This is a genomic window from Bombella pluederhausensis, from assembly GCF_026385525.1.
Taxonomy (GTDB): domain Bacteria; phylum Pseudomonadota; class Alphaproteobacteria; order Acetobacterales; family Acetobacteraceae; genus Bombella; species Bombella pluederhausensis.
Genome location: NZ_JANIDY010000001.1, coordinates 353,711 through 378,721, shown reverse-complemented (window position 1 = coordinate 378,721; position 25,011 = coordinate 353,711). Strand labels below are relative to the sequence as shown.

Sequence of the window (25,011 nt, the reverse complement as noted above, 5' to 3'; positions counted from 1 at the left end):
TGGCACCTCTCTGGAGGAAGCACCTGTCTATCGCCCCTGCCATAGCCTGCCTAGCCCGCCGGGTCATGCGTTAATTCTGTTTCGGATGAGATTTTAGAACACTCTCTTAAAGAGAAATGGCCTGTATCAACACCTGTGCCATGGCAAGAGGCGGGTCATCGCTCATGCTCAGCAGCAGCTCCGCCCTGTATCCTTCTGGCAGGCGCCTTGCCAGAACGGAGGCTGCTTCACCAGACAGGCTAAGCACCGGCGCCCCCAAAGGATTACGCCCCACGGAAATATCCCGAAGCTGCACCCCATGGGCAAAGCCGGTCCCCAAAGCTTTGGCACAGGCCTCCTTTGCGGCCCACCGTTTAGCGCACGCCCCCACACGGACAGCCCCTCGGAGGCTCTGCACATAATCCTGTTCTTCTGGCGTGAAAACCCGTTCCAGAAACGCATCCCCATGCCGGGAAAGTGCCCGCCCGATCCGCTCTATGGAACAGAGATCAACCCCGATCCCCAGAATCATGCAGGTCACCCTTTTGTCCGCTCCGCCTGAAGCACACCCTTCTCCGCCCGGAACCCAGCGAGAACCGTTGCCAGATGGCCCTTACTGCGTACCTCCATATCCACCAGAATCTCCATGAAATCCAGTTGGCGGTTAACAATACGCAGATTGACCACACATGCCTCATGCCGTGTCGCAAGGTTGGTCAGGGATGCCAGCACAGCAGGGTCATTCCCTGCCACGACAGAGAGACGGGCCGTATAACGGGGAGCATCACGGCCTGTCCGTCCCATGGCTTCCTCAGTCCATGAGATTTCAAGGAACCGTTCGGGCATATCCGCAAACATGCTGAGATTGTGGCACTTGCGCCGGTGCACGGTCACACCCTTGCCCTGAGCAATGATCCCCACAATCCGATCCCCCGGAAGTGGGCGGCAGCAGCCAGCAAAATGCAGTTCAATACCCCGGCCAACACCATTGACCAGTGACCCCTCATAGCTGAGGGTCCGCTTGGCCGGCTGGGGCTTCTGGTCAAGGCGTTCCTCCAACCGGGGCGAAAGGCCGGGGACGATCCGAGGCACCTGCCCCTGCCGGGACAGTTCAGGATAGGCGGCACCCACAACATCCCGTGGGTCCAGCTGCCCAGCCCCGACACTGCCATACAGATCATCAAGACTGTTCTGCTTCAGCGTGCCAAGAATGGATTCCAGCACCTTCTCCGAACCATCCACGCCTTTCTGGCGGAAGGCACGAGCCACGGCTCCACGGCCATTCTCGACATTGTTCTGACGCTGTTGAAGGGCCACGAAGCGCCGCACACGAGCGCGGGCCTTGCCGGTGACGACAAACCGCTCCCATGAGGGGGACGGCGTGCCGCCCCGTGACGTCATGATGTCGATCTGGTCGCCATTTTCCAGAACGTGCTTCAGGGGAACGAGACGGCCATTGACCTTGGCCCCCACGCAACGGTCACCGACCTGACTATGCACGGCATAGGCAAAATCCACCGGCGTAGCGCCACGAGGCAGGGAGATAAGCTGCCCCTTCGGCGTGAAGCAGAAGACCTGATCCTGATAGAGCTCCAGCTTGGTGTTCTCAAGGAACTCGTCCGGCCCCTGACTGTCTTCCAGAATATCCAGCAGGTCCTGTACCCAGCGCAGCTTACGCGTATAGGCCCCGAATGTTTCGGAAAGAACAGCCGTTTCCTGCTCGCTGGGGCTCGTGCCGTCCTTGTAGCTCCAGTGCGAGGCCACGCCATTCTCGGCCAGATCGTGCATTTCCGGCGTGCGTATCTGCACCTCAATCTTCTGACTATGCGGGCGATAAAGCGTCACCCCTGTATGCAGGGACTGATAACCGTTTGTTTTGGGGGTAGAAATGTAATCCTTAAAGCGCCCGGCAATCATGGGGTAAGCCCCATGCACTGCCCCCAGCGCCGCATAGCAGGCCTCCCGTGTTGGCACGAGAATGCGGAATGCCATGATGTCTGAAAGCTGCTCGAAAGCGACATTACGCCGCTTCATCTTTTCCCAGATGGAGTAAGGCGACTTCTCCCGCCCGATGACGGTTACACCTTCCAGCCCGGCTTCCTTGCAGAGTGTGGTCAGCTCGCAGCGTATCTGCTCGATCATATCCGCACCCTGACCACGCAGATAGTTCAGGCGGGCTCGGATGGTGGCATCGGCATCGGGCTCGAGATTGACGAAGGCAATATCCTGCAACTCCGTCTTCACCCGGTCCATACCGATACGCTCGGCCAGCGGAGCGTAAATATCCAGTGTTTCTCGTGCAATACGCTGACGGCGATCTGTCCGCTGAACGTAATGAAGCGTCCTCATATTATGGAGACGGTCCGCCAGCTTGACGATCAGCACACGGATGTCCCGTGACATTGCCAACACTAGCTTGCGGAAGTTTTCAGCCTGTTTGGTTCTGTCCGACTGAAGCTCCAGCCGGGTCAGCTTGGTGACGCCATCCACAATGGCAGCCACATCTTTGCCGAAACGCTGCCCCAGCATCTCCAGCGAGATACTGGTATCTTCTACGGTATCATGCAGAAACCCCACCATGATGGATACCGGGTCCATACGGAACCCTGCCAGAATATTGGCAACGGCAATCGGGTGGGTAATGTAAGGGTCGCCATTGTCACGGCATTGGCCTTCATGGGCCTTGGCTGCCAGATCGTAGGCTTCCTCTATCTTGGCCAGATCGGCGTGGGAATCGTATCGTCTGATCCGCTCCAGCAACCCGCTGATGGAGGGATGGAAATCCTGACCGGATGCCTCCACGACAGGCGCCACCACATCCCCGGAGGGAGTGGTGGAAAGCAGCATTTCATCGGCCATGGCTATGCCCCCCATTCTTCTGATGGAAGGGCCTGCCCTGCCAGCCGGGACTGACAGATTATCCGGCCCTTCCTCAGGGCGTATGCCTCGTAAGGCTTAGCGGCGTCCCCGGCCGGAGCCGGCTTCATCAGCGGCCATGTTGGCAGCTTCTTCCTCAGCGGAGACATCCTGAAGACCGAAAATATTCTGGTCTGTCGGGATCAGGTCCATGACTTCCTCATCGGAAGGCTCAACCTCAGGCTGATGCCCCATGGAACGGACAATGCCATTCTTCAGCCCTTCGAGGCTGACATGCTCCTCGGCGATCTCACGCAGGGCGACAACCGTGTTCTTGTCGTTATCCCGCGGAACCTGCATCTCCTCCCCGCGAGACAGACCACGGGCACGCTGGGCAGCCAGCAGCACCAGGTCAAAACGGTTCGGAACCTTCTCGATGCAGTCCTCTACGGTCACACGTGCCATAAAACCGGCTCTCCCCACTTCAATACTGTAATACCCGTCACCATCGGGCGGGAACTGGCCCCTACACAGGTAGGAAAGGCCCATCCCCTCATATCGCACAATCTTCCTGATAACTATCACAAAGCTCTTTATTGACGCAACGCAAAGCTGTAAGAAGAACTGTAAAGAGGCTGTCCTGTCTTCTCTACCTGACACGCCTTCCATCCTCAAATCTGGTAAGCGCTTACCACTTTATACGGAACAGGAACATAACAGGACGTTCTCGACCCCAGCATCCAAGAATATAATGTGAGTTATATGTCCAATCTTCTTCTACGCAAAAACGATCGTACGTCACTTTTCATCAATGGTGCCAGCCTCCATCACGCCGCACGCAATCTAGGGTTCGAGGTGGACTTCCTCGCCCTCCGGGATCTTTTCGAGCAGCAATGCTCTTTCCAGCGTGCCTTCTATTATGCGGCCATGCCGGAGACAGAAGATTACTCCCCGCTGCGCCCGCTGACGGACTGGCTGGCCTATAACGGGTACCATCTGGTCACCAAGACGGCACGGGAGTTCACCAACCAGTCTGGTCAGCGACGCGTAAAAGGCAACATGAATGTCGAGCTGGCTGTTGATCTGATTGAACAGGCCCCCCGGCTGGACCACATCGTCATCATCAGCGGGGATTCAGACCTGCGCCGTGCGGTGGAAGCTGTCCAGTCCCGTGGTGTCCGTGTAACGGTGATCTCATCCGTCAAGACAACCCCGCCAATGATTGGTGATGACCTGCGCCGCCAGACGGATCACTTTGTGGAACTGGCTGACATTGCCCATCACTTCACCCGCCGCAATGCAGATAACCGTTCTCGGCCGCCCATCCGTCACCCGGCTGATGCCGATGACTATGATGACGAAGAATAATCGTCTCCACTTTTCAACCCCGCTCCGGCGGGGTTTTTTATTATCTGAGCCTCATCACAGTTCTGCCATGTCTCTTTAATCCTAAGCCATGCTGGCCCATCTCCCTGACAGAGCACACTGAACTGCAAAAGGAATCTGCCCATGTCCATCAAGACCATCGGTTTTATCGGTTACGGGGCCATGGCCTCCCTCATGGGAAAGAACCTGTCACAAGCCGGTTTCAGCATCGTGGCCTATACGCCTTCTGGCAAAAGCAATGGAGCACAGGCAGATGTGCCCATGCTTGCCTCGCCCCGTCTTGTGGCGGAGAAAAGTGACGCCATCATTCTTTGCGTCCCGAATGATGAGGCCGAGAACAAGGCGCTACATGGCCCGGATGGCCTACTAGCTGGAGTACGGGCCGGACAGCTTGTACTGGATACGTCCACCGTTTCCCCGGAACAGGCCGATCATCTCGCCTCTCTCCTAAAAGCACGCAATGTTGATGTCATGGACGCCCCCATGTCAGGCAGCACACCGGAGGCCGAAAAAGGTGCTCTCATCATGCTGGCAGGCGGCCCTGAAACCACTCTGGAACGGGCCCGCCCTATACTGGACTGCATCGGCCGTATCACCATTCATGCTGGCCCGGCTGGCAGTGCGGCCCGACTGAAGCTGGTCGTCAATGGCATTATGGGCGGCACACTGAACATCATTGCCGAGGGCATCGCCTACGGTCTGGCCTCTGGCGTGGAACGGAACGTCCTTTTTGATGCCTTGCAGGAGCTGGCTGTCATCAGCCCCCATCACAAGCGCAAGATTGGCATGGGCAAAGCCGGTGATTTCCCGTCCCAGTTCCCTACCCGCCTGATGAGCAAGGATATGGGCCTTCTGTTGGATGCTGGCCGCCGTTGTGGTGTCCCACTGCATGGCATGGCAGCAGCCTCCCAGAATCTGGCTTTCTCCAATCGCCATCACGCTGATGATGACTACTCCGCCCTGATCGCCCAGATGGAAAAGAATATCGCCAACCGGTAAGAGGACTGCCCTACTCTTTTTTTAAGCCCCTGCCCTTCAGGCACCTTGACGTTGCCGCTCCGCAACCATAGCTAAAGGGGTGTCATGAAGGGGCAGAAGGGTACTTTCTGCTTCTGCCCTTCCCTCATATGTCAAGGAAGATTCACATGGCTTTTGAACTCCCAAAACTCCCCTATGCCGAGAGCGCACTGGCCGATGCAGGCATGTGCCAGGAAACGCTGGAGCTTCACCACGGTAAGCACCATCAGGCTTATGTCACGGCTCTGAATGGCTTCGTGGAAAGCAAGCCGGAGCTGGCAGGCAAGTCTCTCGAAGAAATCATTGCCCATTCTCATGCCGTGTCTTCCATGGCGCCAGTTTTCAATAATGCAGGCCAGCACTGGAACCACTGCATTTTCTGGAACTGCCTCTCCCCCAAGGGTGGCAACATCCCCGGCACGCTGGAAAAGAAACTGATTGAAGATTTCGGTTCCGTGGATGCCTTCAAGGCCGCTTTCAAGCAGGCTGCCACGACACAGTTCGGTTCTGGCTGGGCATGGCTGGTTCTGGGTTCTGACGGCAAGCTGAAGGTCACCAAGACCGCCAACGCCGCCAACCCGCTCTCCGAAGATGAAGGCCGTGCCCTTCTGGGTCTGGATGTGTGGGAACACTCCTACTATCTGGACTTCCGCAACCGCCGTCCGGATTATGTCACCAACTTCCTCGACCGGCTTGCCAACTATGAGTATGCCGAGAGCTGCCTGAAGGGCGCCTGATCTTTCCGATCATCCTTTCATGAAAAAACCCTGCCATGTGAGACCGTGGCAGGGTTTTTCTTTTTCAACAGGAAAGGCAGACACAGGGCCTGCCCCACCATTACCTCATGAATCGTTGGCAGCCTTGCCTTCACGGGACAGCACGTTCGTGATGGTGCTGCGAATAACCTTCACCTTCACGCCCGGTGCAATCTCCACATCCACTTCCTGCGAATCCTCACGGGTATTCTGCACGGTGCCCAGAATGCCACCAGCCGTCAGGATCCGGTCGCCGCGGCGCAGATTACCCTGCTGCTCACGCAGTTCACGCTGACGCTTCTGCTGCGGACGGATGAGCAGAAAGTAGAATACGATAAAAACCAGAACGATCGGCGCATACTGCATCAGCGCTGCCGAGTTGAAAGCACCACCAGCGGCACCGGCATCAGCAGCATAAGCTGTAGAGAAAAGAATATTGTTCATAGGTGATTTTGGTTCCATCTTTATGGGATACTCCCGGACCATATCGTGCCGGGGTGTCACGTCAAGCTCATTATACAGGAAGCCCATGCCCACAACTGCCCTTCTTCCCCTCCTGACCCGCATTGCCGAAAGTCTGGAGCGCATGGCGCCTCCTCCCGCAGACCCCGCCATACTGGATGACCTCACGCAGGATACCTTCCTCTGGCAGGGGAGTAATGGCCATTTGCTGCCCATTCCCCAGATGCAGGCTGTCCCGCTGGAACTGCTGAAAGGCATTGACCGGCAGATAAGGCAGGTCATGGGCAATACACGCTTCTTTGCCCACGGGCTGACAGCCAATAATGTCATGCTCTGGGGCGCCAGAGGTATGGGCAAGTCTTCACTGGTCAAAGCCTGCCTGCTGGCTGTCAATGAAGAACAGCGCAGGAACGGCCAGCCTCCTCTGGCATTGATCGAGATTCCACGGGATGATCTCAGCACTCTGCCGCAGCTTCTGGCCCTGCTGCGCCGTAGCACCCGCCGGGTCATCCTGTTCTGTGATGATCTTTCTTTCGAAACACAGGATGCCGATTACAAATCGCTGAAATCCGTCCTTGATGGCGGCATTGCCGGGCGACCGGATAATGTTCTGGTCTATGCCACCTCCAACCGCCGTCATCTCATGCCCCAGAACATGATTGAGAATGAAGCGGGAGATGCCATCAATCCGGGTGAGGCCATTGAAGAAAAAGTCTCCCTCTCCGACCGTTTCGGCCTATGGATCGGCCTTTATGGGGCCTCCCAGCCTCATTATCTGAGCATCATTGATGCCTATGCGGCAGACAGAAAACTGCCCATCGCCAAGGATGAGCTGCACCGCCGTGCGCTGCAATGGTCTATCCAGCGGGGCAGCCGCTCCGGCCGGGTCGCCGCCCAGTTCATCACCGCCCTCAGCGCTGAACTGGCCGAAGAAGCTCGCTGAAACAAAAAACGGCCCGCCTGAAACCAGAGCGGGCCGTCTTCTCATCCTGTCAGACCATCAAAACGCTGCACTGACCGTCCCGAAATATTCCCGTGTCGCCCCCCGTTCCAGAGACTGATAATCCCCCACGGGCGGGTTGTTGTTCTCGCCCATCATGGCGATATATTTGTTGTTGAACAGGTTATAGACATTGAAGCTGACCGTCAGGTCCCGCACACCGGCCAGCTTCTTGAAGGTATAATTCACTCCCGTATTGGCCAGCCAATAACTGCCCACGGATGTATCATTCATGAAGCTGTAATAACGCTTGCCAAAGTAATTGGCATCAAAATGCGCATTAATCCCATGCCATGTATAAGCAATGGATGTCTTATACATCCATGATGGATAGTTGACGATGTGCTTGCCCTTCAGCGGGTAATAATTCCCGGCACTGGAGGTCACATCACGGTCATACGTCCCCTTATTGTAGCTGAGCGTATTGGTAATGACCAATCCCGGCAGCGGACGAACAGACACGCTGCCATTAGCCCCTGTCATGGAAATACGCCCAAAATCAAACTCCTCGGAGATCGGGTTGAACATCGTTCCCCGTGCCCCAGCCAGAAGCTCATGCATCAGGGTGGAGTGATAGACCGTGGCATCCAGCTGCACGATGGAAGACGTAAAGCGGTACCCGCCCATATAGGTCCATGCACGGGCCGGCTTGGACTGAGCCTTCTGCCGCAGGAACTCCTGCTGATTGGGCACAGAGAACAGCGAGTTGGCCACACCCGTGCCAGAGACCTCATAAGCCCGCATGTTCTTGGAAATATCAATATAGAACTCATGCTGCCGGTTCAGGCGCCAGTCCAGATTGAAATGAGGCAGGAAAGCACCAGTAGCGTGCAACGACCCGGAAGGCAGCCCACCAGCATCCAGAGCCGCCCATGAATTGTCATTTTCATGACCGCCACCGGATGTCTGGGAAATCAGGGACCGGAAACCCGCCGTGAGGGTCAGCCCCCTCACAATGGTGTAGATGTCCTGAAGATGGGTCTGCACCACATTGGTGCGCCACCTGAAATTATAGACCCGGTCTGCTGGCCCATAGACATCATAAGGTCCAACAGCCTTGACGGGAGCGCCTGCACCCAGCTCCGGCTCCAGATAATTATACAGTCCGGCGGTCTGATTGTTGTTCTCGTACCAGACGCCTGTATCAATCTTATGGTGCCCCCAGCGATAATTCAGGCTGCTATTGATACCGAAGCGCTGCTGACTGTTCTTCCAGACTTCCTGATAAAGCGGCACACCATTCGGCGTAGCTACCTGAAGGTCAGGGTCGGTCGAAGCCGCAGAGGCCGCGGCTGTATAGCTGTAATTACCAGACTGCGCATGGCCGTAGGCAGTCGTATGCCATGTCAGACGATCCGTAAGGGCGAAATCAAGATTCAACCCACCGAGGAAGTTGGTCTCATGCTGGCCACCATCATAATAGGGCATCTGGCAGGCATTCACCTGCCCGTTGGACCCCGGATAGGCCATGAAATTATTCGGGCTGCTGTTACATTGCTGCGCCCACTGATAAGCCTTCTTATAATCCGGGTAGAGATGCGGCACACGCCACCCCAGATTATTAATCATCCCCAGTGAAAGGTCCGGATAATTCTGCTGCTGAAGGTCCGTCCAGTCAAAGAAGGCTGAAATCTTGCTACGCTCCCCGACAGGCTGCACCAGCTTGGCATTCACCTGCTGAAGGAACTGGTCCCCCTTACCTTCCCACATGCCTTCATCCGTCCGGGCATAGGAGGTGTAAAACTTCGTGCCGGATTCATTCAGGCGGCCGGAATCAAGACGGGCATAGGTGCGATATGAGCCATAACTGCCAAAGGCCTGACTGACCTTGCCGCCCATCCTGTCGGAAGGATCGCTGGATGTAACCCGGATGGTTCCGCCTAGCGTGTTGGTAGAAGGCACATCCACGCCACCCCCACCCTGCGACATGGTCATGCTGCCAATATCATCGGGGATGATGGCTGAAGCGAGGCTCAGACCATTGACGGACTGATAGGTCTGGTCATTCAGCGGAATGCCATCCAATGTTACGCCCAACTGGTTCATGAAGAAACCACGGACGTACAGATTAGCCCCGAAGCTATCCACACCAAACGGGTCTGTGGAGGTAAAGCTCACGCCCGGCATCCGGTCCAGCGCTTTATAAGGGCTGGTACCCGGCACGTATTCCTTCATCACGCTTTTTGGCACGACCAGTTCCGAAGACCGGCTGACATGGGAGGCATGAACGGACAGGCTCTGCACACCATGGGCAGACACATATTTCGGCCTGTGATGGCTAACCTTCTTCACCTGTCCCGTACTGGCCGCAGCCATACCAGTAGTGCCGGTGCTCCTGCCCGCTGCCCCGGCTGCCTTACCCGTTGTTCCTTTACGGGCAACATGGCGATGCTTGGCCACCGTACTGCCATGCGATGCGGTAGATTTACTGGCTACCGACGTAGAGGTTACGGTCGAATCTGATGATCTGGTCTGAGCAAAAGCAGCCCCGCTACCTATTCCCAAAAAAATGGCAGCGGAGGACAGAAGAAGATGGCGGCGCAATGCGTCTGGCACTCCTATGGAATCTCGGCACACAAGAAAAAGCCCATGGCAGGATGTGTTCCTGTCAGGGCAGCTATCCATTCACGGTATGCCAGACTTCCTACCGGGCGCATCGCCTGTCGCAAAGGTCTGTACGGGTTTTTTAACTTTTCCTCTTTTCCCTGTGGCATAAAAAGCGCATCTCTGGTCCATATCCTACAAAACATCCTGCCCATCGTGCGGAGCATTTCATGACCACACCATTCCGACCCCATACGCTGCTCGTCACGGCGGCTATTCTCATCAAGAAAGACAATACCGTCCTGCTGGCACAACGCCCCGAAGGCAAGACATTTGCCGGATTGTGGGAATTCCCCGGTGGGAAAGTAGAGGTACCGGAATCACCGGAGGCTGCGCTTGTCCGGGAGCTGAATGAGGAGCTTGGCATCACTGTCCAGCCGGAAAAGCTGGAACCTTTTACATTCGTCAGCGAGGACTGTGCCACATTCCATCTGCTCATGGCACTCTATCTTGTGCGGGACTGGGAGCATGACCCGATTGGCCGGGAAGGCCAGACACTGGCATGGGTTCCAGCCTCCGAACTGGGCAATTACCCCATGCCTAAAGCCGATGCGCCTCTCGTACCACGCATTCAGGCACTTCTGGGCTGATAAGCCCGTCAGGAAGGGGCCCTGAAAAAGGCTCCTTCCTCATTTTCAGATCAGACTGGTTCCAGCACAAAGCTGTGCTGCGGATTACCCGGCACATCCGTACGGAAAGCGAAAACGCCCCCTGCCTGTGGCTGTGCTGCCAGTTCCTCCTCACTCAGCCCCTTGCGGGCTGTCGTGACGAATACCGTCCGATAATCATCCCCCCCGAAAGCCACTTTCGTGACATTCGCAACAGGCAGGGCAATCGGCTCCATCATGGTCCCATCCGGGCGGAAACGGGTGATCTGCCCACCGGCCCATGTCCCACACCAGAGGTTCCCCTCGCTATCCGTCACCACACCATCAGGATAACCTTTGGTCAGGGTGGCAAAGATACGCTTGTTGGTCAGACTGCCATCATCGGCAATGTCGAACGCATAGATACGCTGCTGCGGGCTATCGCAGGCGTAAAGCACTTTGCCACAGGGAGAGATGGCCGGGCCGTTGGACACCGTATAGCCACTGTCCCAATGAGAGACACTGAGCTGCCCCTTCTTATGCTCGACCCGGTAGAGAGAGCCACTATCCCGGCTTTCTCCGTCATCCATCGTGCCGAACCAGATACGGCCCTTATGATCCACGCAGCCATCATTCAGGCGGTTACCCTCATCTTCCGGCTCAATCGTGCAGGCATGTTCAAAATAGCCTGTCTTTACATCAAAACGGTGCAGACCATCCGGCAGACCGGCAAGAAACGTACCGTCACTCACGGGTAGCAGGAACCCCGCACGATTGGGGGCTGCCCAACTGCACAGCTTACCATCCGTCAGGCTGTAACGGTGCACATGACGACCAACAATATCCACGAAATAGAAGGAGTTTTCTGCCGCAATCCAGACGGGCCCTTCCCCAAGCACAGCCCGGAAATCCGACAGACATACAGGCTTATGGTGCTCCAGCGTCACAGGCATCTCTCCCTTTATTAAAGACCGCACCCTCCCCTATAGTACAGGGACGATACATTCAGTTTTCACCGCCCGCATCGGACAGCGCTGCGGCCATCATAAGGTAATTACAGGCTCATGGCTCCCCGCACGGCATGTTTTCTTGTCATTGGTAACGAAATCCTTTCCGGACGTACACAGGATGCCAATATCCGCGTGCTTGCCCAAGCGCTCAATGGCCGAGGTATCCGGCTTATGGAGGTCCGGGTGATCCCCGACATAGCGGAGCACATCATATCCACCGTCAATGACTGCCGGGCCCGGTTCGACCTGCTCTTTACCAGTGGCGGAATCGGCCCGACACATGATGACATCACCGCTGCCTGCGTGGCAGAAGCCTTCAATGTCCCGCTGAAATGCCATGAAGACAGCTTCCGCCAGCTAGAGGCACTCTTTCCGGCTGGAGAGTTCAACAAGGCCCGTCAACGCATGGCATGGCTGCCAGAAGGTGCCACGCCCATCGAAAACAGTGTCTCCACGGCCCCCGGCTTCTCCTTGGGGAACGTGCATGTCATGGCTGGCGTGCCCCGCATCTTCCAAGCCATGGTTGCATGGCTGATGCCCCGTCTGGAGGCCGGTGCCCCTCTGACAAGTGCCAGCTGGTACAGCTACGACATCTATGAAGGGGACCTTGCCGAAAAACTCACAGCCATCCAGCAGAATTTCCCCATGCTTGATCTCGGCTCATACCCGTTTGAAGATGGCAAAAAGCGGGGCGTAGCGCTGGTCGCCAAAGGCTATGACGCTGCTGCCGTTGCCTATGCTGGCTCTGCCCTGAAGGCCCTGCTTCATGATCTGGGATTCACCCCGCTGGAAGGCGACCCACCACATCACAGCCGGGACTGAACACCCCCCAACAGAAAAAGGCCGCTCCCATACAGGAACGGCCTTTTTCAGAAACTCCGGATTTTACCGCAGGCCATCAGCTGGCACGGGTCATCTCCAGATAACGCTCCCGGCGGCGCAGCAGGAGGCTATCTTTCGGCAAGGCCTGTACGCTGGCCAGTTCTGCCGCAATAGCCTCACCAACACGGTTAATAGCCTCGGCAGGCATACGCTGGGCACCACCCACGGGCTCATCAATGATGCGGTCAATCAGGCCCAGTTTTTTCAGGTCCTGTGCCGTCAGCTTCAGAGCTTCGGCAGAGGCGGGGGACATTTTCGGGTCACGCCAGAGAATGGAGGCCGCTGCTTCTGGAGAAATGACGGAATAGATGGCGTGTTCCAGCATCAGCACACGGTCACCGGCTGCAATGGCAATAGCCCCACCGGACCCACCTTCACCGATCACTGTGGCAATCAGAGGCACCTTGACCTGAAGGCAGGTATCAATCGCTCTGGCAATCGCTTCTGCCTGCCCACGGGCCTCGGCATCAATCCCCGGCCACGCACCGGCTGTATCCACGAATGTCAGGATTGGCAGACCGAAACGCTCAGCCATACGCATCAAACGCTGCGCCTTACGATACCCTTCCGGACGGGCCATACCGAAATTATGACGCAGACGGCTCTCCGTATCAGACCCTCGTTCCGTCCCGATCACCATCACCGGCTGACCACGGAAACGGGCCAGCCCCCCGATGAGGGCCTGATCGTCACCGAACACACGGTCACCTGCAAGCGGCGTGTAATCCGTCATCAGGGACTCGATATAGTCCAAGGCATGAGGCCGCTGGGCATGACGGGCCACCTGCACCTTCTGCAACGGTGTCAGCTTGCTGTAGAGACTGCGGAGCTGCTTGTCCGCTTTCTCCGAGAGGCGGGCCATCTCGTCATCAATGTTCAGACCATCCAGACCAGCGCCATCATCCTGGCGACCAACCTGACGAAGTTCACCGATCTTGGTCTCAAGCTCGGCAACCGATTTTTCGAAATCTAGGAACTGGCGCATAGTCTGCCCGATAGCATGCAAACGGAGTGCAAGACAGTCCTATTTTTGGCTTCCTGCCAGAAAAACCTCATCTGTATCCGGCTGTTCACCATCATTCTGCTTTTCTGACGCATCCGCCTCCTGCCCTAGCGGATGATGCTGCTTAACAGCCTCTTTCAACCGTTCTGTCATCACCTGCGTGTAAATCTGTGTCGTGGTGATGTCGGCATGACCCAGCAGCATCTGGAGCGCCCGCAGGTCCGCCCCCCTGTTCAGCAGATGCGTTGCAAAAGAATGACGCAGCACATGCGGGCTCACACGCTGCGGGTCCAGCCCCGCCTTGAGGGCACAGGCATAGAGTATCTTATCAAAACCCTGACGTGTCAGCGGCTTCTTGGGGTTGCGCCCCGGAAAGAGCCACGGGCTGTCCAGCACGGCATCATAGGCCAGCAGAGCTTCGGCGGCCTCCCGTGCCGTACTGGAGAAAGGCACGAGCCGCTCTCGCCCGCCTTTCCCCCTCACAGGAAGCATCCCACCCCGATGCCGCACACAGGTGGCAGGCAGGCTGAGAAGTTCGCTGATGCGCAGACCTGTCGTGTAGAGCAGCTCCAGCGCCACACGAGAAAGCAGGTCCCGCCGTAAATCGGGATGGCCACAAGTTCCTTTTTCCAGAAGGCGCTTAACCTCCTCCTCACTCAGGGGATGCGGCAACCCACTCTGATAATGAGGTGTGATCTGCCCGGCTGTCATCTCATCATCCCGCACGCCCATCTGGAGCATGAAGCGGGCAAACTGCCTAAGGCATGAAAGACGCCGTGCCTGCGTGCGGGGCGTAATACCCGCCCGCCCCAGATCGGCCAGATAGGTATGAACCCGGCTGCTCCCTACATCCGCCAGCGCCGTAGGCGAACACCAACGGGCAAAATCCTCAAGATCAGCCCTGTAGGCCAGCCTCGTTCTTTGCGCTGCACCACGCTCTGCCAGCAATGTCTCGAGGAACGCATCAATCAGCCCCTCAGACTCAGGATCAATGGGGGGACGGATATGAGATGGACGCTCAGTCATGGCAGACGGGCCTTTCAGTGCCCCCCAACAGGCGGCAGGTCTGGCAGGCTTGCGCCACCGCCCTGCGCCGGTCCGGCAGGAGCCACCTGCGGCGTGAGGTCATGATGCACCATTACCGGCGCTGGCGGCTGCTCACCATGGGCAGTCAGAAGATACCCCCCGCCAGCCAGCACAATAAGAACCAGCAAGACCAGTACCAGACGGGCAACGGTTTTCATAAAACGGCTCCATACCAAAGGATACGCCACACTTATAAAGACATCATCCGGTTTTGAAAGCCCTCTTATCATCCGGTATAATCATGCCAACAGAAGACCTACCCCCACTCCCTTGCCCGTGATAATAAAGGGGACATGTCCCGTTCCTCATCCACCACGGTATCTTCCGTCACGCCGCCTTTCCGCATCATCGTTCTCATCGGTCTCATGGGGGCCGGAAAGACCACACTTGGTCGGCAGCTCGCCCAACATTATGGCCTGCCCTTCATCGATACGGATACGGAAATCGAGAAAGCCTGCCGTCAGACTATTCCTGAGATTTTTGCCAATCATGGAGAGGCCCATTTCCGGGCCGGTGAGCACCGTGTCATCCGCCGACTGCTCAATGGTGGGCCGTGCATTCTGGCCACGGGAGGCGGCGCATGGATGCATCCACAGACACGGGCGCTCATCCACAAACGGACCGACATCTGCACCATCTGGTTGCATGTTCCCATGCCTGTTCTGCTGGGCAGGCTACTCGGTAACCGTGGCAGCCGCCCTTTGCTCGCACAGGGCGATCCAGCAGCAACCCTGCACCGTCTCGCTACTGAGCGTTATCCACGCTATGCTGAAGCAGACATCATCATCAACTGCGGAGATGAAAGCGTGGAACAAGGCGCCCGGAACATTACCGAAACACTCGAAAAGACAGTTCTTCCCCATCACGTTCCGGTCGCCCTTGCAGGGCACAGCTACGAAGTGCTCATTGGCAGCGACTTGCTGAAAGATGCGGGCCTAAGGGTGAAACCTCACCTCCCGAACGGTCAGGCCATCATCCTGACAGACGAAGCTGTCGCCGCACTCCACTTGAAAACACTGGAAGACAGCCTCCGACAGGCTGATATCCGTTTTCATTCCATCACCGTCCCTGCTGGCGAGGGCAGCAAATCCCTCTCCCGCTTTGGCGAGGTTATGGAAAATATTCTGGCCCATGGCATTGAACGAGGAACCACCATCATCGCTCTCGGTGGTGGTGTGATTGGCGATCTCGCTGGCTTTGTAGCCGCAACGGCTCTGCGCGGTGTCCCGTTCATCCAGATTCCAACGACCTTACTGGCTCAGGTGGACAGTTCTGTCGGCGGGAAAACGGGTATTAATGCCAAGGCCGGGAAAAACCTCATTGGCGCCTTCTGGCAGCCTCGCCTTGTTCTGGCGGATACGGCGGCATTGGGCACGCTTCCCCGCCGCCAGCTCGTAGCGGGCTATGCCGAAATCGTGAAGTCCGGGCTCATTGCCGATGCTGCACTCTTTGCGTGGTGCGAAGCCAACGGCAAGGCGGTGCTGGATGGAGACGCCTCCGCACTGGGCGAAGCCGTCAGACAGGCCTGTACTTTCAAGGCCGGAGTCGTCCAGAAAGATGAACGGGAACAGGCCAGTTCTGGCGGGCGGGCACTGCTCAACCTTGGCCATACATTTGCCCACGCCTTTGAAGCCGAGTTCCATTACGATGGTCGCCTCTTACATGGCGAGGCTGTATCCATCGGTCTTCACATGGCGTTGGCCCTTTCCGTGAAAATGGGCCTCGCACCAGCAGAAGACCTCACCCGGCTGGATGCTCATCTTCATGCGCTGGGTATGCCCGCCACCGTTGCAGACCTGCCCCATATGCTCAGCACGGAAACGCTTCTGGCTCATATGGGACGGGACAAGAAACTGCGTGATGGCCGGATCACATTCGTCCTCCTGAAAGGGATCGGTAAGGCTTTCACCTGCCGTGATGTTTCAATGGATGATGTCCGTGCCCTCCTTCTGGTAGAAGGATTTGCCCCCTGAGGCTACCCCATACCCCCAACCAGCGGAATCTCCCTGCTGATTCCGCTGGTCAGGGTTGAAAAGAAGAAATCTCCACGCTCTGCCAGAATAGGCATATGTGCTTTATTGGTCACAGTGCTCTGCCCTTTGCAGGCAGGAGACGCAAAAGCACTTAACTTCATAGCAGCTTTCTACTACATCTCAGCTATCGGCCGCGCTGGCTCCATACGGTGATCGTTCCGACGCCCGCCAACCGTAATGGCCGTAAGTATACAGAATTAAGGACTGAGGAAGTAAATGCGTATTCGTAATGCACTTCTCGCCATGACATCAATGGTGGCTCTGCCGTCATTCGCCATGGCCAGCACGATCACCGGCCCGTATGTTGACATGGCAGGCGGTTACAACCTGGTTCAGCATCAGCAGTTCCGTCAGGGTAACCCCGGCACCTCCCACGGTCGTGGCATCGGTGGTAACGCCCACTCCGGCACCGGCTTCAATGGCTACCTCTCCTCCGGTTATGGCTTCGGTAACGGCCTGCGCGTTGAGATCGAAGGTACATACAACCAGACACACATCACCCGTCTGGGCGGTGCTTTTGCTGCTGGCGGTGACAGCCGTAAGGCTCACGGCAAGAGCGAAGGCTGGGGCGCTTTCACCAACGTGCTGTATGACATCGATCTCGGCATGTTCGGCCTGAACGATGTGCCGATCACACCGTTCGTTGGTATCGGTGCTGGTTACATGTGGCAGCGTTACCGCAAGGTGTACAACCGCAGCACAGGTCGTCCGGACCCGAACTTCAACAACACGCAGGGCGGTTTCGCTGCACAGTTCATCGCTGGTGCTGCTTACGACATCCCGGGCGTTCCGGGTCTGGCTCTGACAACACAGTACCGCTTCATGGGCCAGACGGGCTCCATGTCCGGCGTGACCAGTGGCCGTCAGTACCTGCATAACAACAACGAGAACCACGGTAAGGGTGACCGCGTCAGCTTCAACACGCGTTACACGCACCAGTTCCTGCTTGGCCTGCGTTATGCCTTCAACAATGCTCCGCCGCCGCCGCCGCCGGCTCCGCATGTTGTCGTTCCGCCGCCGGCTCAGGCTGCTCGTACCTACCTCGTCTTCTTCGACTGGGACAAGGCTACTCTGACAGGCCGCGCTCGCGAGATCGTTGCTCAGGCTGCTCAGGCTTCCACACACGTACAGACAACACGCATCGAAGTTAACGGTTACACCGATAACTCCGCTGCTCATCCGGGTCCGCGCGGTGAGAAGTACAACATGGGTCTGTCCATCAAGCGTGCTAACAGCGTCAAGGCTGAGCTGGTCCGTCTGGGCGTCCCGGCTACTGCCATCGACATCCACGGTTACGGCGATGCCAACCCGCTGGTGGCAACAGCTAAGAACACCCGTGAGCCGCAGAACCGCCGCGTTGAAATCATCCTGAAGTAATCTTCAGTGCTGATTACAACCCGGACCCTCTGAGGTTACGGAAAAAAGGGTGCCTCCGGGCACCCTTTTTTTGTTCCATTCATTCCATGGTAACAACTTCCTGATGAAAATCTTACCCCATGAATACAAAGCTGTGTTAGACGCTGCACAACGGTGATCGATCCACAGTCATCAGGTCATATGAAACAGATTTGCTCTCAGAACCTCATGAAATTCTTTCCGCTTCTACAGCGCTTTTTTTACTTCGGTGCAGTAGGGGCTGTGGGATTTCTGGTGGACTGGACAAGCCTGTCCCTTTTTCGACATGTCGTAGGATTACGGGTTGCCGCCCTGCTGGCTTATGTCATGGCCTCCAGCAATAACTGGATTCTCAATAGATACTGGACATTCCGGGACCGCTGCCGCCAGAGCCATAAGGTTCATCATCAATGGGGGCGCTTCATCCTTGCCAATGTGCCGGGCTTTGTCATCAACCGTGGAATCGTCCTTGCCCTGTTCAGCCTTTGGCCACTGACACGCCATTATACTGTCATTGCGCTCCTCTTTGGGACGGCTGGTGGCATGTTCATCAACTTTGCCCTCTGCCACCATTTCGTTTTCCATAAGAAGAAGCCCCTTCCCTGAGACCGGGCAGAGCCTGCTGGCGTCTTCCATTCCCAATGACTGGAAAATCAGCTAGAAAGCAGGAACTATCCTTTCTTTCTCCGGAACCCGGACTAACAGGCTCATGATCAGTACTAACGATATCCGCGCGCAATTCCTCCAATATTTTGAATCTCACGGGCACCGTATTCTCCCGTCAGCCTCTCTGGTTCCGCAGAATGATCCGTCCCTGCTCTTTACCAATGCGGGGATGGTGCCTTTCAAGAATGTCTTTACCGGGCAGGAGACACTGCCTTTCAAGCGGGCCACGACAGCGCAGAAGGTTGTCCGGGCTGGCGGTAAACATAACGATCTGGACAATGTCGGCTATACGGCCCGTCATCATACCTTCTTCGAAATGATGGGTAATTTCAGCTTTGGCGATTACTTCAAAGCTGAAGTCATTGAATTTGCGTGGAACCTGCTCACCAAGGGCTTCAACATCCCTGCCGAGAAGCTGCTTGTCACCGTTTATGCAGACGACCACGAGGCCGCTTCCCTCTGGAAGAAGATTGCAGGTCTTTCGGATGACAAAATCATCCCCATTGCGACCTCTGACAATTTCTGGCGCATGGGCGACACGGGCCCCTGTGGTCCATCCTCCGAAATCTTCTACGATCATGGCCCGTCCGTAGCCGGTGGCCCTCCCGGCAGCCCGGACGAAGATGGTGACCGTTTTGTTGAAATCTGGAACCTCGTCTTCATGCAGTTCTTTGAAGAAGGCGAAGGCAAGCGGACTAACCTGCCTCACCCTTCCATTGATACCGGCATGGGGCTGGAACGGTTCGCTGCCGTCATGCAGGGGAAGAAGGACAATTACGACACAGATACAATCCGTGCCCTGATCGAAGCCTCTGCCGACCTGCTGAAGCAGGATGCTAATGGGCGCTTCAAGACAAGCCACCGTGTCGTGGCCGATCATCTGCGCTCCACAGCCTTCCTCATCTCCGATGGTGTGCTTCCTTCCCGTGAGGGCCGGGGCTATGTGCTGCGCCGCATTATGCGCCGTGCCATGCGTCACCTTCACCTGATGGGGGCGAAAGAGCCTGTCTTCTACCGTCTGCTCCCTGCCCTCATCCAGCAGATGGGCCATGCCTATCCCGAACTGAACCAGCATAAAGCCCTCATCACCGAGACCATGAAAGGCGAGGAAGAACGCTTCTCCGCCCTTCTGGGGCGTGGCATGGCTCTGCTGGAAGACGAAATGGGCCGTCTCTCCAGCAACGGGCATCTGCCCGGTGATGTGGCCTTCAAACTCTATGACACGTTCGGCTTCCCGCTGGACCTGACGCAGGATGTGCTGCGTGAACGGGGCCATAAGGTCGATGAAGCCGGTTTCGAGAGCGCCATGGCCGAGCAGCGTCAGCGTGCCCGTGCCGCATGGGTCGGGTCTGGTGACAGCGCCGTGGAAACCGTCTGGTTCGATGCCCGTGACCGTTTCGGCGGGACAGAGTTCCTTGGCTATGTCAGCGAAGCAGCCGATGCTCAGGTTCAAGCCATCTTCCGGGGCAGTGACGAGCTAGCTGAAGCCAAGGCTGGCGATGAAGTTGCCATCCTGCTCAACCAGTCTCCTTTCTACGGGGAGAGCGGTGGTCAGGTCGGCGATCACGGTACGCTGACAGGCCCCGGCCTGCGTATTGACATCACCGATACACAAAAGAAGAACGGCTCCCTGATCGTCCATTATGGCCGCATCGTGGAAGGGACACTCAAGCCGGGTATGGATGTTCATGCCGAGATCGACCATGCCCGCCGCACCGCCGTGCGGGGCCATCACTCTGCGACCCATCTGCTGCATGAAGCTCTACGCCGCCATATTGGTGAGCATGTCACCCAGAAGGGCAGCCTGAACACGCCGGACCGTCTGCGCTTCGACATCAGCCAGCCCCGCCCGCTGACGGATGAGGAGCTGAAGGCCATTGAAACCGAGGTGAATGCCCGCATCCGCCAGAACAGCCCGGTCGAAACCCGTCTGATGACGCAGGAACAGGCCATTGAAAGCGGTGCCATGGCTCTCTTTGGTGAGAAATATGGCGATGAAGTTCGTGTTGTCTTTATGGGCAATGAGGATGAGAAGAACCGTCAGGCCTATTCCATCGAACTCTGTGGCGGTACACATGTAAACCGTCTTGGTGAGATCGGCCTGTTCCGCATCGTTTCCGAGACGGGCGTGTCTTCTGGTGTCCGCCGTATTGAGGCCGTCTGTGGCGCTGCCGCTGAGCAGACCATCCAGACCAGCGAGGACCGTCTGGCCGAAATGGCCGCCCTGCTGAAGGTAACACCTGCCGAGGCCCCTGCCCGTCTGGCCGCCCTGCTGGAAGAACGCAAGGCCCTCAATGCCCAGATTTCTTCCCTCCAGCACAAGCTGGCCACAGGTGAAGGCGCCGCCTCCAGCGAAACCGTCAACGGCGTCACGCTGGCTGCCCGGTTCCTTGAGGACGTAAACCCCAAAGACCTCAAAGGGCTGGCCGATGGCCTGCTGAAGCAGATCTCCTCTGGTGTGGTGGCTCTGATCTCCGGTGCCAATGACCGAGGCAGTATCGTCATCGCCGTCAGCAAAGACCTGACAGACCGTTTCGATGCCGTGAAACTGGCCCGTGAGGCTTCCGCCCTGATGGGCGGCAAAGGTGGCGGCGGACGCCCGGACATGGCTCAGGCCGGTGGTTCCGAACCGGCAGCTGATGCCGTCTTCGCCATGATCCGCAAAACACTGGCAGAAGGTTAAGCCTCCTGCATCTGCCTTTATGACAGAATAGCCTTAGTAAAAAGCGCCAGACCCATTCCACAGGTCTGGCGCTTTTTTCCTGTCTATCATGCGTTATGACTAATGGAGTATGCCTGCTTTGGCCTTATAGGCTGGCTTCATGAAAGACATTTCATAAATCAAAAGTCCCTTTAAGCTGGACGGTTATTAAAAAAATTTTTAGTGTTCTGCTTATGGGCAGACTATCCCGTCTCGCCCATAGTGGTTTCTCGGAGTTCTTTTACCACTCCATATGATGCGTCTTTAAGTCAGGAAACATAACGCTATGGTCTTCCACCGTAACACTCTGCTGGAGCTCCTCGATGGCGTCCACACTTTTGAAGAAAAAGTGTATCCGCAGAAAAAGGATCTGTTCCAGAGTCTGGCTTACGATCAGACCCCGCCAACCCTGTTCATCACCTGCGCCGATAGCCGCATCAGCCCCAGCCTGATTACCCAGACAGAACCGGGCGAGCTGTTCCTCATTCGCAATGTGGGCAATATCGTTCCAGCCTATGGCAACATGGTGGGCGCCGTAGCCTCTGCCATTGAGTATGCCGTTGGTGGCCTGGGTGTGAAAAACATCATCATCTGTGGTCATTCCAACTGCGGGGCCATGTCTGCCCTCATTAATCTGGCCACGAACCCGGACAAGCTGGCCGATATGCCGACCGTCCGCCGCTGGCTGCATAATGCCGAAGCCGCCGCTGCCACCATTGGCGATCTTCGTGCCGAAGATGTCGGCCCCAAAGATGTTCGTGACCTTGCCGAAGCCAATGTGCGCCTACAGATCACCCATCTGAAGACACACCCCATTGTCGCCAAAGCCCTCTCCCGCAACGAGCTGAACGTACAAGGCTGGTATTACGACATCAAAAAGGGTCGTATTCATATCCTCAGCGAGGAAACCAAGACGGAGCATTCCGTTAAGGACGCCATTGCCATTCTCAGAAAGAACAACTCACCCAGCAATGACTAACAGACCATCATGTCTGGCCTCTAAGGACCGCCTGCCCTTCGTGGCAGGCGGTTTTTTGTGCCATCTGCTCTCTGCCAACGGATTCATACGGCTTGGCCTGTCATTCCTCAGCCTCATGCTTCTGGTCTCCACGGCTCAGGCATCGGAGAGCCTCAAGCTGACAAGTTGGAACATGGACTGGCTGACACTCCGCCCTGCTAATGACCACGCCCTGCCAGCCGATGCTCCCACACGCACAGCAGCCGACTTCGCCGCTCTGCGCCACTATGCCGCCAAGCTACACAGCGATGTCCTTGCTTTTGAGGAAGTGGACAGTCTGGAAGCCGCACAGCAGGTCTTCCCAGCCGAGGATTATGACCTCTACATCACGCCCGACCACATCACCCAACGGGTTGGTCTCGCTGTCCGCCGTGATGCTGGCCTGACTGTGACCATCAACCCGGAGGTCACGGCCCTCAATATCCCCCAGCATGGCCGTCACTATCCTCTCCGGGGTGGGATGGATGTCACCTTGCAGAAGAGATCGTCCAGCCTGAGGCTTCTGGTTGTCCATCTCAAGACCGGATGCTGGGCACAACCGCTCACGGCCAAAAAACGGGCCTGCACCCTGCTCTATGAGCAGTTTCATGTCATTGAAAACTGGATTCTGGACCGGCTTGATGACGGCATCCCCTTTGCCATTCTGGGCGATTTCAACCGCCGCCTGACACCGGCTGATCCTCTCATGCAGGCTCTACAGTCTGATGCCCGTCTGACCCTGACCACGGCAGGCTACACCAGCCCCTGCCGCCGTCACGGAGAACTGTTCATCGACCATATACTGCTCGGCAACCGTGCCCGAGACTGGTTCATTCCGGGGAGCCTGCGGGTCATGACCTTCCGTGATGCCGAGAAAGGGCTGACCCTGTCGGATCACTGCCCCGTCTCCATTCAGATGCAGCTTCCATAAACAAGGAAGGCCCGGAACGGTTTCCCGCCCGGGCCTTGCTTTCAGAACCTCTCAGGCTGTGCCTGCCATGCCGATCTGTTTAATGTCATGGAAGCTCAGAGCTTCATTCATTTCGATGGCCCGGTTCATCATGAAACCTGAACCAGCGAGGAAGACCGGGTCACCATCCAGATCATCCGCCATGGAACTCCGGTTGAGAGCCTCAAACTGCTCCAGCGCCGCCTTGTCCCCTGTCACCCAGCGAGCCAGTGTGAAGGGCGTACTCTCGAACCCAACCGGCACGTTATATTCAGCCTGAAGACGGGATTGCAGCACGTCCAGCTGAAGGGTACCAACCACGCCAACAATCGGCGGAGCACCATCCTGCGGACGGAAAAGCTGCACCACGCCTTCCTCTGCCAGCTCGACAAGAGCCTGACGCAGCTTCTTGGCCTTCATGGCATCATCCAGCCGTACACGGCGCAGGATTTCCGGCGCAAAGTGAGGCACCCCTGTAAAGCGCAGGTCTTCACCGTCCGTCAGCGTATCACCGATACGCAGGGTCCCGTGATTGGGAATCCCCACCACATCCCCGGCAAAGGCTTCCTCTACCAGCTGACGGTCCTGTGCGAAGAAGAACTGTGGCGTATGAAGTGCAAACTGCTTGCCTGTCCGTACATGTTTCAGGCGCATCCCACGACTGAGCTTGCCAGAGCAGACACGAGCAAAGGCCATACGGTCCCGATGGTTGGGGTCCATGTTCGCCTGAATCTTGAAGATCAGAGCCGTGACATTCTCCTCTGTCGCCTGAACCTCCCGTGTTTCGGAAGACTGGGCACGGGGCGGCGGCCCATAGGCAGCCAGAGCATCCAGAAGATCCGTCACGCCAATTTCCTTCATGGCGGAACCGAAGAAAACAGGTGTCAGATGGCCTTCATCAAAAAATTCTTTCTCGAAAGGTGGCAGAGCCATCTCGGCCAGCTCCACCTCCTCTCGCATCAGAGCCAGACGCTCATCGTCTTCCGCCAGCTCCTCCTTGAGATGCAGGGATTTCGTGCGGATGTCATAGATACCGGCAAATTTCGCCGCCCGTCCGACCGGCCATGTTGCCGGAGACACATCCAGAGCCAGAGCATTGGAAATCTCATCCAGCAGGGCAAAACAGTCCTGCGCCTCACGGTCCATCTTATTGATGAAGGTGACGATGGGAATATCCCGCAGGCGGCAGATTTCAAAGAGCTTGCGTGTCCGGGCCTCGATGCCCTTGGCGGCATCAATCACCATCACGGCACAGTCCACGGCGGTCAGCGTGCGGTAGGTATCTTCAGAGAAGTCCTCATGGCCCGGCGTGTCCAGCAGGTTGAAAACACAGCCACCATAATTGAAGGTCATCACCGAGGTGACGACCGAAATGCCACGGTCCTTCTCGATGCTCATCCAGTCCGACCGGGTGCGCCGCCGCTCTCCTTTGGCACGAACATTCCCAGCCATCTGGATGGCCCCACCAGCCCGCAGGATGCGTTCTGTCAGTGTGGTCTTACCGGCGTCAGGGTGAGAAATGATGGCAAAGGTACGCCGCCGGGGGATTTCCGCAGCAATGGTAGGGTCGGACATATCAGCTTTCCTGCAAAGAGAGCGTAAGAAACGGCAAACGCCGGACGGTAAAACCGCCCGGCGTCCCC

General features: G+C 57.0%; 23 protein-coding genes. 12 read left to right on the top strand and 11 right to left on the bottom strand.

Annotation, left to right across the window (positions count from 1 at the left end):
• Positions 1-106 precede the first annotated feature (106 nt).
• The 3 genes from acpS to rpoZ form a co-directional block, all read right to left on the bottom strand.
• A complete protein-coding gene (acpS, locus tag NQF86_RS01655) occupies positions 107-511 on the bottom strand; it encodes a holo-ACP synthase (RefSeq protein ID WP_266115875.1) in 405 nt (134 codons plus the stop codon).
• Positions 512-516: 5 nt separating this feature from the next.
• Entirely contained in the window at positions 517-2,838 is a 2,322-nt protein-coding gene (locus tag NQF86_RS01650) for a RelA/SpoT family protein (protein ID WP_407652836.1), read from the bottom strand.
• Between the two features lie 96 nt (positions 2,839-2,934).
• Complete coding sequence (gene rpoZ / locus NQF86_RS01645) at positions 2,935-3,300, bottom strand: DNA-directed RNA polymerase subunit omega (protein WP_266115874.1); 366 nt, start codon at positions 3,298-3,300, stop codon at positions 2,935-2,937.
• Positions 3,301-3,597: 297 nt separating this feature from the next.
• Here rpoZ and NQF86_RS01640 point away from each other — a divergent pair, with 297 nt between their 5' ends.
• From NQF86_RS01640 to NQF86_RS01630, 3 genes are all read left to right on the top strand, one after another.
• Positions 3,598-4,203, top strand: a complete 606-nt coding sequence (locus NQF86_RS01640; RefSeq protein WP_182040291.1) for a LabA-like NYN domain-containing protein — start codon at positions 3,598-3,600, stop codon at positions 4,201-4,203.
• Between the two features lie 141 nt (positions 4,204-4,344).
• Entirely contained in the window at positions 4,345-5,220 is an 876-nt protein-coding gene (locus NQF86_RS01635) for an NAD(P)-dependent oxidoreductase (RefSeq protein WP_266115872.1), read from the top strand.
• Between the two features lie 146 nt (positions 5,221-5,366).
• Entirely contained in the window at positions 5,367-5,975 is a 609-nt protein-coding gene (locus tag NQF86_RS01630) for a superoxide dismutase (RefSeq protein ID WP_266115871.1), read from the top strand.
• Between the two features lie 105 nt (positions 5,976-6,080).
• On the opposite strand, the gene yajC is transcribed toward NQF86_RS01630, so the two are convergent.
• A complete protein-coding gene (yajC, locus tag NQF86_RS01625; RefSeq protein ID WP_266116431.1) occupies positions 6,081-6,437 on the bottom strand; it encodes a preprotein translocase subunit YajC in 357 nt (118 codons plus the stop codon).
• 85 nt (positions 6,438-6,522) lie between these two features.
• Here yajC and NQF86_RS01620 point away from each other — a divergent pair, with 85 nt between their 5' ends.
• Positions 6,523-7,398 carry an ATP-binding protein gene (locus tag NQF86_RS01620; RefSeq protein WP_266115870.1) on the top strand — a complete coding sequence of 292 codons (876 nt, stop codon included), beginning with the start codon at positions 6,523-6,525 and terminating at the stop codon, positions 7,396-7,398.
• 57 nt (positions 7,399-7,455) lie between these two features.
• Here NQF86_RS01620 and NQF86_RS01615 read toward each other — a convergent pair whose 3' ends face one another.
• The gene (locus tag NQF86_RS01615) at positions 7,456-10,011 is read right to left on the bottom strand and encodes a TonB-dependent receptor (protein WP_266115869.1); all 2,556 of its coding nucleotides are present in this window, start codon (positions 10,009-10,011) and stop codon (positions 7,456-7,458) included.
• Positions 10,012-10,229: 218 nt separating this feature from the next.
• Between NQF86_RS01615 and mutT the strand changes: the two genes are divergently transcribed.
• A complete protein-coding gene (gene mutT / locus NQF86_RS01610) occupies positions 10,230-10,649 on the top strand; it encodes an 8-oxo-dGTP diphosphatase MutT (RefSeq protein WP_266115868.1) in 420 nt (139 codons plus the stop codon).
• A gap of 50 nt (positions 10,650-10,699) precedes the next feature.
• On the opposite strand, the gene NQF86_RS01605 is transcribed toward mutT, so the two are convergent.
• Complete coding sequence (locus tag NQF86_RS01605; protein ID WP_266115867.1) at positions 10,700-11,599, bottom strand: SMP-30/gluconolactonase/LRE family protein; 900 nt, start codon at positions 11,597-11,599, stop codon at positions 10,700-10,702.
• Between the two features lie 111 nt (positions 11,600-11,710).
• On the opposite strand from NQF86_RS01605, the gene NQF86_RS01600 reads away from it, so the two are divergent.
• On the top strand, positions 11,711-12,478 hold the full coding sequence (locus NQF86_RS01600; RefSeq protein ID WP_266115866.1) for a competence/damage-inducible protein A: 768 nt from the start codon (positions 11,711-11,713) through the stop codon (positions 12,476-12,478).
• 76 nt (positions 12,479-12,554) lie between these two features.
• On the opposite strand, the gene NQF86_RS01595 is transcribed toward NQF86_RS01600, so the two are convergent.
• The 3 genes from NQF86_RS01595 to NQF86_RS01585 are packed head-to-tail and all read right to left on the bottom strand — an operon-like array spanning position 12,555 to position 14,785.
• Positions 12,555-13,523, bottom strand: a complete 969-nt coding sequence (locus NQF86_RS01595; RefSeq protein WP_266115865.1) for an acetyl-CoA carboxylase carboxyltransferase subunit alpha — start codon at positions 13,521-13,523, stop codon at positions 12,555-12,557.
• Between the two features lie 39 nt (positions 13,524-13,562).
• Positions 13,563-14,567 carry a tyrosine recombinase gene (locus tag NQF86_RS01590; RefSeq protein WP_266115864.1) on the bottom strand — a complete coding sequence of 335 codons (1,005 nt, stop codon included), beginning with the start codon at positions 14,565-14,567 and terminating at the stop codon, positions 13,563-13,565.
• A gap of 14 nt (positions 14,568-14,581) precedes the next feature.
• Entirely contained in the window at positions 14,582-14,785 is a 204-nt protein-coding gene (locus tag NQF86_RS01585) for a hypothetical protein (protein WP_266115863.1), read from the bottom strand.
• 135 nt (positions 14,786-14,920) lie between these two features.
• Here NQF86_RS01585 and aroB point away from each other — a divergent pair, with 135 nt between their 5' ends.
• Complete coding sequence (gene aroB / locus NQF86_RS01580; protein ID WP_266115862.1) at positions 14,921-16,600, top strand: 3-dehydroquinate synthase; 1,680 nt, start codon at positions 14,921-14,923, stop codon at positions 16,598-16,600.
• A gap of 2 nt (positions 16,601-16,602) precedes the next feature.
• Here the strand turns inward: aroB and NQF86_RS01575 are convergent, their stop codons facing one another.
• Positions 16,603-16,761 carry a hypothetical protein gene (locus tag NQF86_RS01575; protein ID WP_266115861.1) on the bottom strand — a complete coding sequence of 53 codons (159 nt, stop codon included), beginning with the start codon at positions 16,759-16,761 and terminating at the stop codon, positions 16,603-16,605.
• 115 nt (positions 16,762-16,876) lie between these two features.
• Here NQF86_RS01575 and NQF86_RS01570 point away from each other — a divergent pair, with 115 nt between their 5' ends.
• The 5 genes from NQF86_RS01570 to NQF86_RS01550 all read left to right on the top strand — a co-directional run bounded on the left by NQF86_RS01570 (position 16,877) and on the right by NQF86_RS01550 (position 23,350).
• Positions 16,877-18,037: an OmpA family protein gene (locus NQF86_RS01570; RefSeq protein ID WP_266115860.1), complete on the top strand. Its 1,161-nt coding sequence runs from the start codon at positions 16,877-16,879 to the stop codon at positions 18,035-18,037.
• Positions 18,038-18,217: 180 nt separating this feature from the next.
• Entirely contained in the window at positions 18,218-18,661 is a 444-nt protein-coding gene (locus NQF86_RS01565; protein ID WP_266115859.1) for a GtrA family protein, read from the top strand.
• Between the two features lie 103 nt (positions 18,662-18,764).
• Positions 18,765-21,404, top strand: a complete 2,640-nt coding sequence (gene alaS, locus NQF86_RS01560) for an alanine--tRNA ligase (RefSeq protein ID WP_266115858.1) — start codon at positions 18,765-18,767, stop codon at positions 21,402-21,404.
• A gap of 304 nt (positions 21,405-21,708) precedes the next feature.
• Complete coding sequence (locus tag NQF86_RS01555) at positions 21,709-22,401, top strand: carbonic anhydrase (RefSeq protein WP_266115857.1); 693 nt, start codon at positions 21,709-21,711, stop codon at positions 22,399-22,401.
• A complete protein-coding gene (locus tag NQF86_RS01550; protein WP_266115856.1) occupies positions 22,394-23,350 on the top strand; it encodes an endonuclease/exonuclease/phosphatase family protein in 957 nt (318 codons plus the stop codon). Before NQF86_RS01555 ends, NQF86_RS01550 begins: the two co-directional genes overlap by 8 nt.
• A 51-nt stretch (positions 23,351-23,401) precedes the next feature.
• Here the strand turns inward: NQF86_RS01550 and NQF86_RS01545 are convergent, their stop codons facing one another.
• Positions 23,402-24,943 (bottom strand): peptide chain release factor 3, encoded by a 1,542-nt coding sequence (locus tag NQF86_RS01545; protein ID WP_266115855.1) that lies wholly within the window; start codon positions 24,941-24,943, stop codon positions 23,402-23,404.
• Between the last annotated feature and the right edge of the window lie 68 nt (positions 24,944-25,011).

What these genes read in the sequence shown, in the direction of transcription:
- acpS (WP_266115875.1), bottom strand. Translation starts at nt 511, where the DNA reads ATGATTCTGGGGATCGGGGTTGATCTCTGTTCCATAGAGCGGATCGGG.
- NQF86_RS01650 (WP_407652836.1), bottom strand. Translation starts at nt 2,838, where the DNA reads ATGGCCGATGAAATGCTGCTTTCCACCACTCCCTCCGGGGATGTGGTG.
- rpoZ (WP_266115874.1), bottom strand. Translation starts at nt 3,300, where the DNA reads ATGGCACGTGTGACCGTAGAGGACTGCATCGAGAAGGTTCCGAACCGT.
- NQF86_RS01640 (WP_182040291.1), top strand. Translation starts at nt 3,598, where the DNA reads ATGTCCAATCTTCTTCTACGCAAAAACGATCGTACGTCACTTTTCATC.
- NQF86_RS01635 (WP_266115872.1), top strand. Translation starts at nt 4,345, where the DNA reads ATGTCCATCAAGACCATCGGTTTTATCGGTTACGGGGCCATGGCCTCC.
- NQF86_RS01630 (WP_266115871.1), top strand. Translation starts at nt 5,367, where the DNA reads ATGGCTTTTGAACTCCCAAAACTCCCCTATGCCGAGAGCGCACTGGCC.
- yajC (WP_266116431.1), bottom strand. Translation starts at nt 6,437, where the DNA reads ATGAACAATATTCTTTTCTCTACAGCTTATGCTGCTGATGCCGGTGCC.
- NQF86_RS01620 (WP_266115870.1), top strand. Translation starts at nt 6,523, where the DNA reads ATGCCCACAACTGCCCTTCTTCCCCTCCTGACCCGCATTGCCGAAAGT.
- mutT (WP_266115868.1), top strand. Translation starts at nt 10,230, where the DNA reads ATGACCACACCATTCCGACCCCATACGCTGCTCGTCACGGCGGCTATT.
- NQF86_RS01605 (WP_266115867.1), bottom strand. Translation starts at nt 11,599, where the DNA reads ATGCCTGTGACGCTGGAGCACCATAAGCCTGTATGTCTGTCGGATTTC.
- NQF86_RS01600 (WP_266115866.1), top strand. Translation starts at nt 11,711, where the DNA reads ATGGCTCCCCGCACGGCATGTTTTCTTGTCATTGGTAACGAAATCCTT.
- NQF86_RS01595 (WP_266115865.1), bottom strand. Translation starts at nt 13,523, where the DNA reads ATGCGCCAGTTCCTAGATTTCGAAAAATCGGTTGCCGAGCTTGAGACC.
- NQF86_RS01590 (WP_266115864.1), bottom strand. Translation starts at nt 14,567, where the DNA reads ATGACTGAGCGTCCATCTCATATCCGTCCCCCCATTGATCCTGAGTCT.
- NQF86_RS01585 (WP_266115863.1), bottom strand. Translation starts at nt 14,785, where the DNA reads ATGAAAACCGTTGCCCGTCTGGTACTGGTCTTGCTGGTTCTTATTGTG.
- aroB (WP_266115862.1), top strand. Translation starts at nt 14,921, where the DNA reads ATGTCCCGTTCCTCATCCACCACGGTATCTTCCGTCACGCCGCCTTTC.
- NQF86_RS01575 (WP_266115861.1), bottom strand. Translation starts at nt 16,761, where the DNA reads ATGAAGTTAAGTGCTTTTGCGTCTCCTGCCTGCAAAGGGCAGAGCACT.
- NQF86_RS01570 (WP_266115860.1), top strand. Translation starts at nt 16,877, where the DNA reads ATGCGTATTCGTAATGCACTTCTCGCCATGACATCAATGGTGGCTCTG.
- NQF86_RS01565 (WP_266115859.1), top strand. Translation starts at nt 18,218, where the DNA reads ATGAAACAGATTTGCTCTCAGAACCTCATGAAATTCTTTCCGCTTCTA.
- alaS (WP_266115858.1), top strand. Translation starts at nt 18,765, where the DNA reads ATGATCAGTACTAACGATATCCGCGCGCAATTCCTCCAATATTTTGAA.
- NQF86_RS01555 (WP_266115857.1), top strand. Translation starts at nt 21,709, where the DNA reads ATGGTCTTCCACCGTAACACTCTGCTGGAGCTCCTCGATGGCGTCCAC.
- NQF86_RS01550 (WP_266115856.1), top strand. Translation starts at nt 22,394, where the DNA reads ATGACTAACAGACCATCATGTCTGGCCTCTAAGGACCGCCTGCCCTTC.
- NQF86_RS01545 (WP_266115855.1), bottom strand. Translation starts at nt 24,943, where the DNA reads ATGTCCGACCCTACCATTGCTGCGGAAATCCCCCGGCGGCGTACCTTT.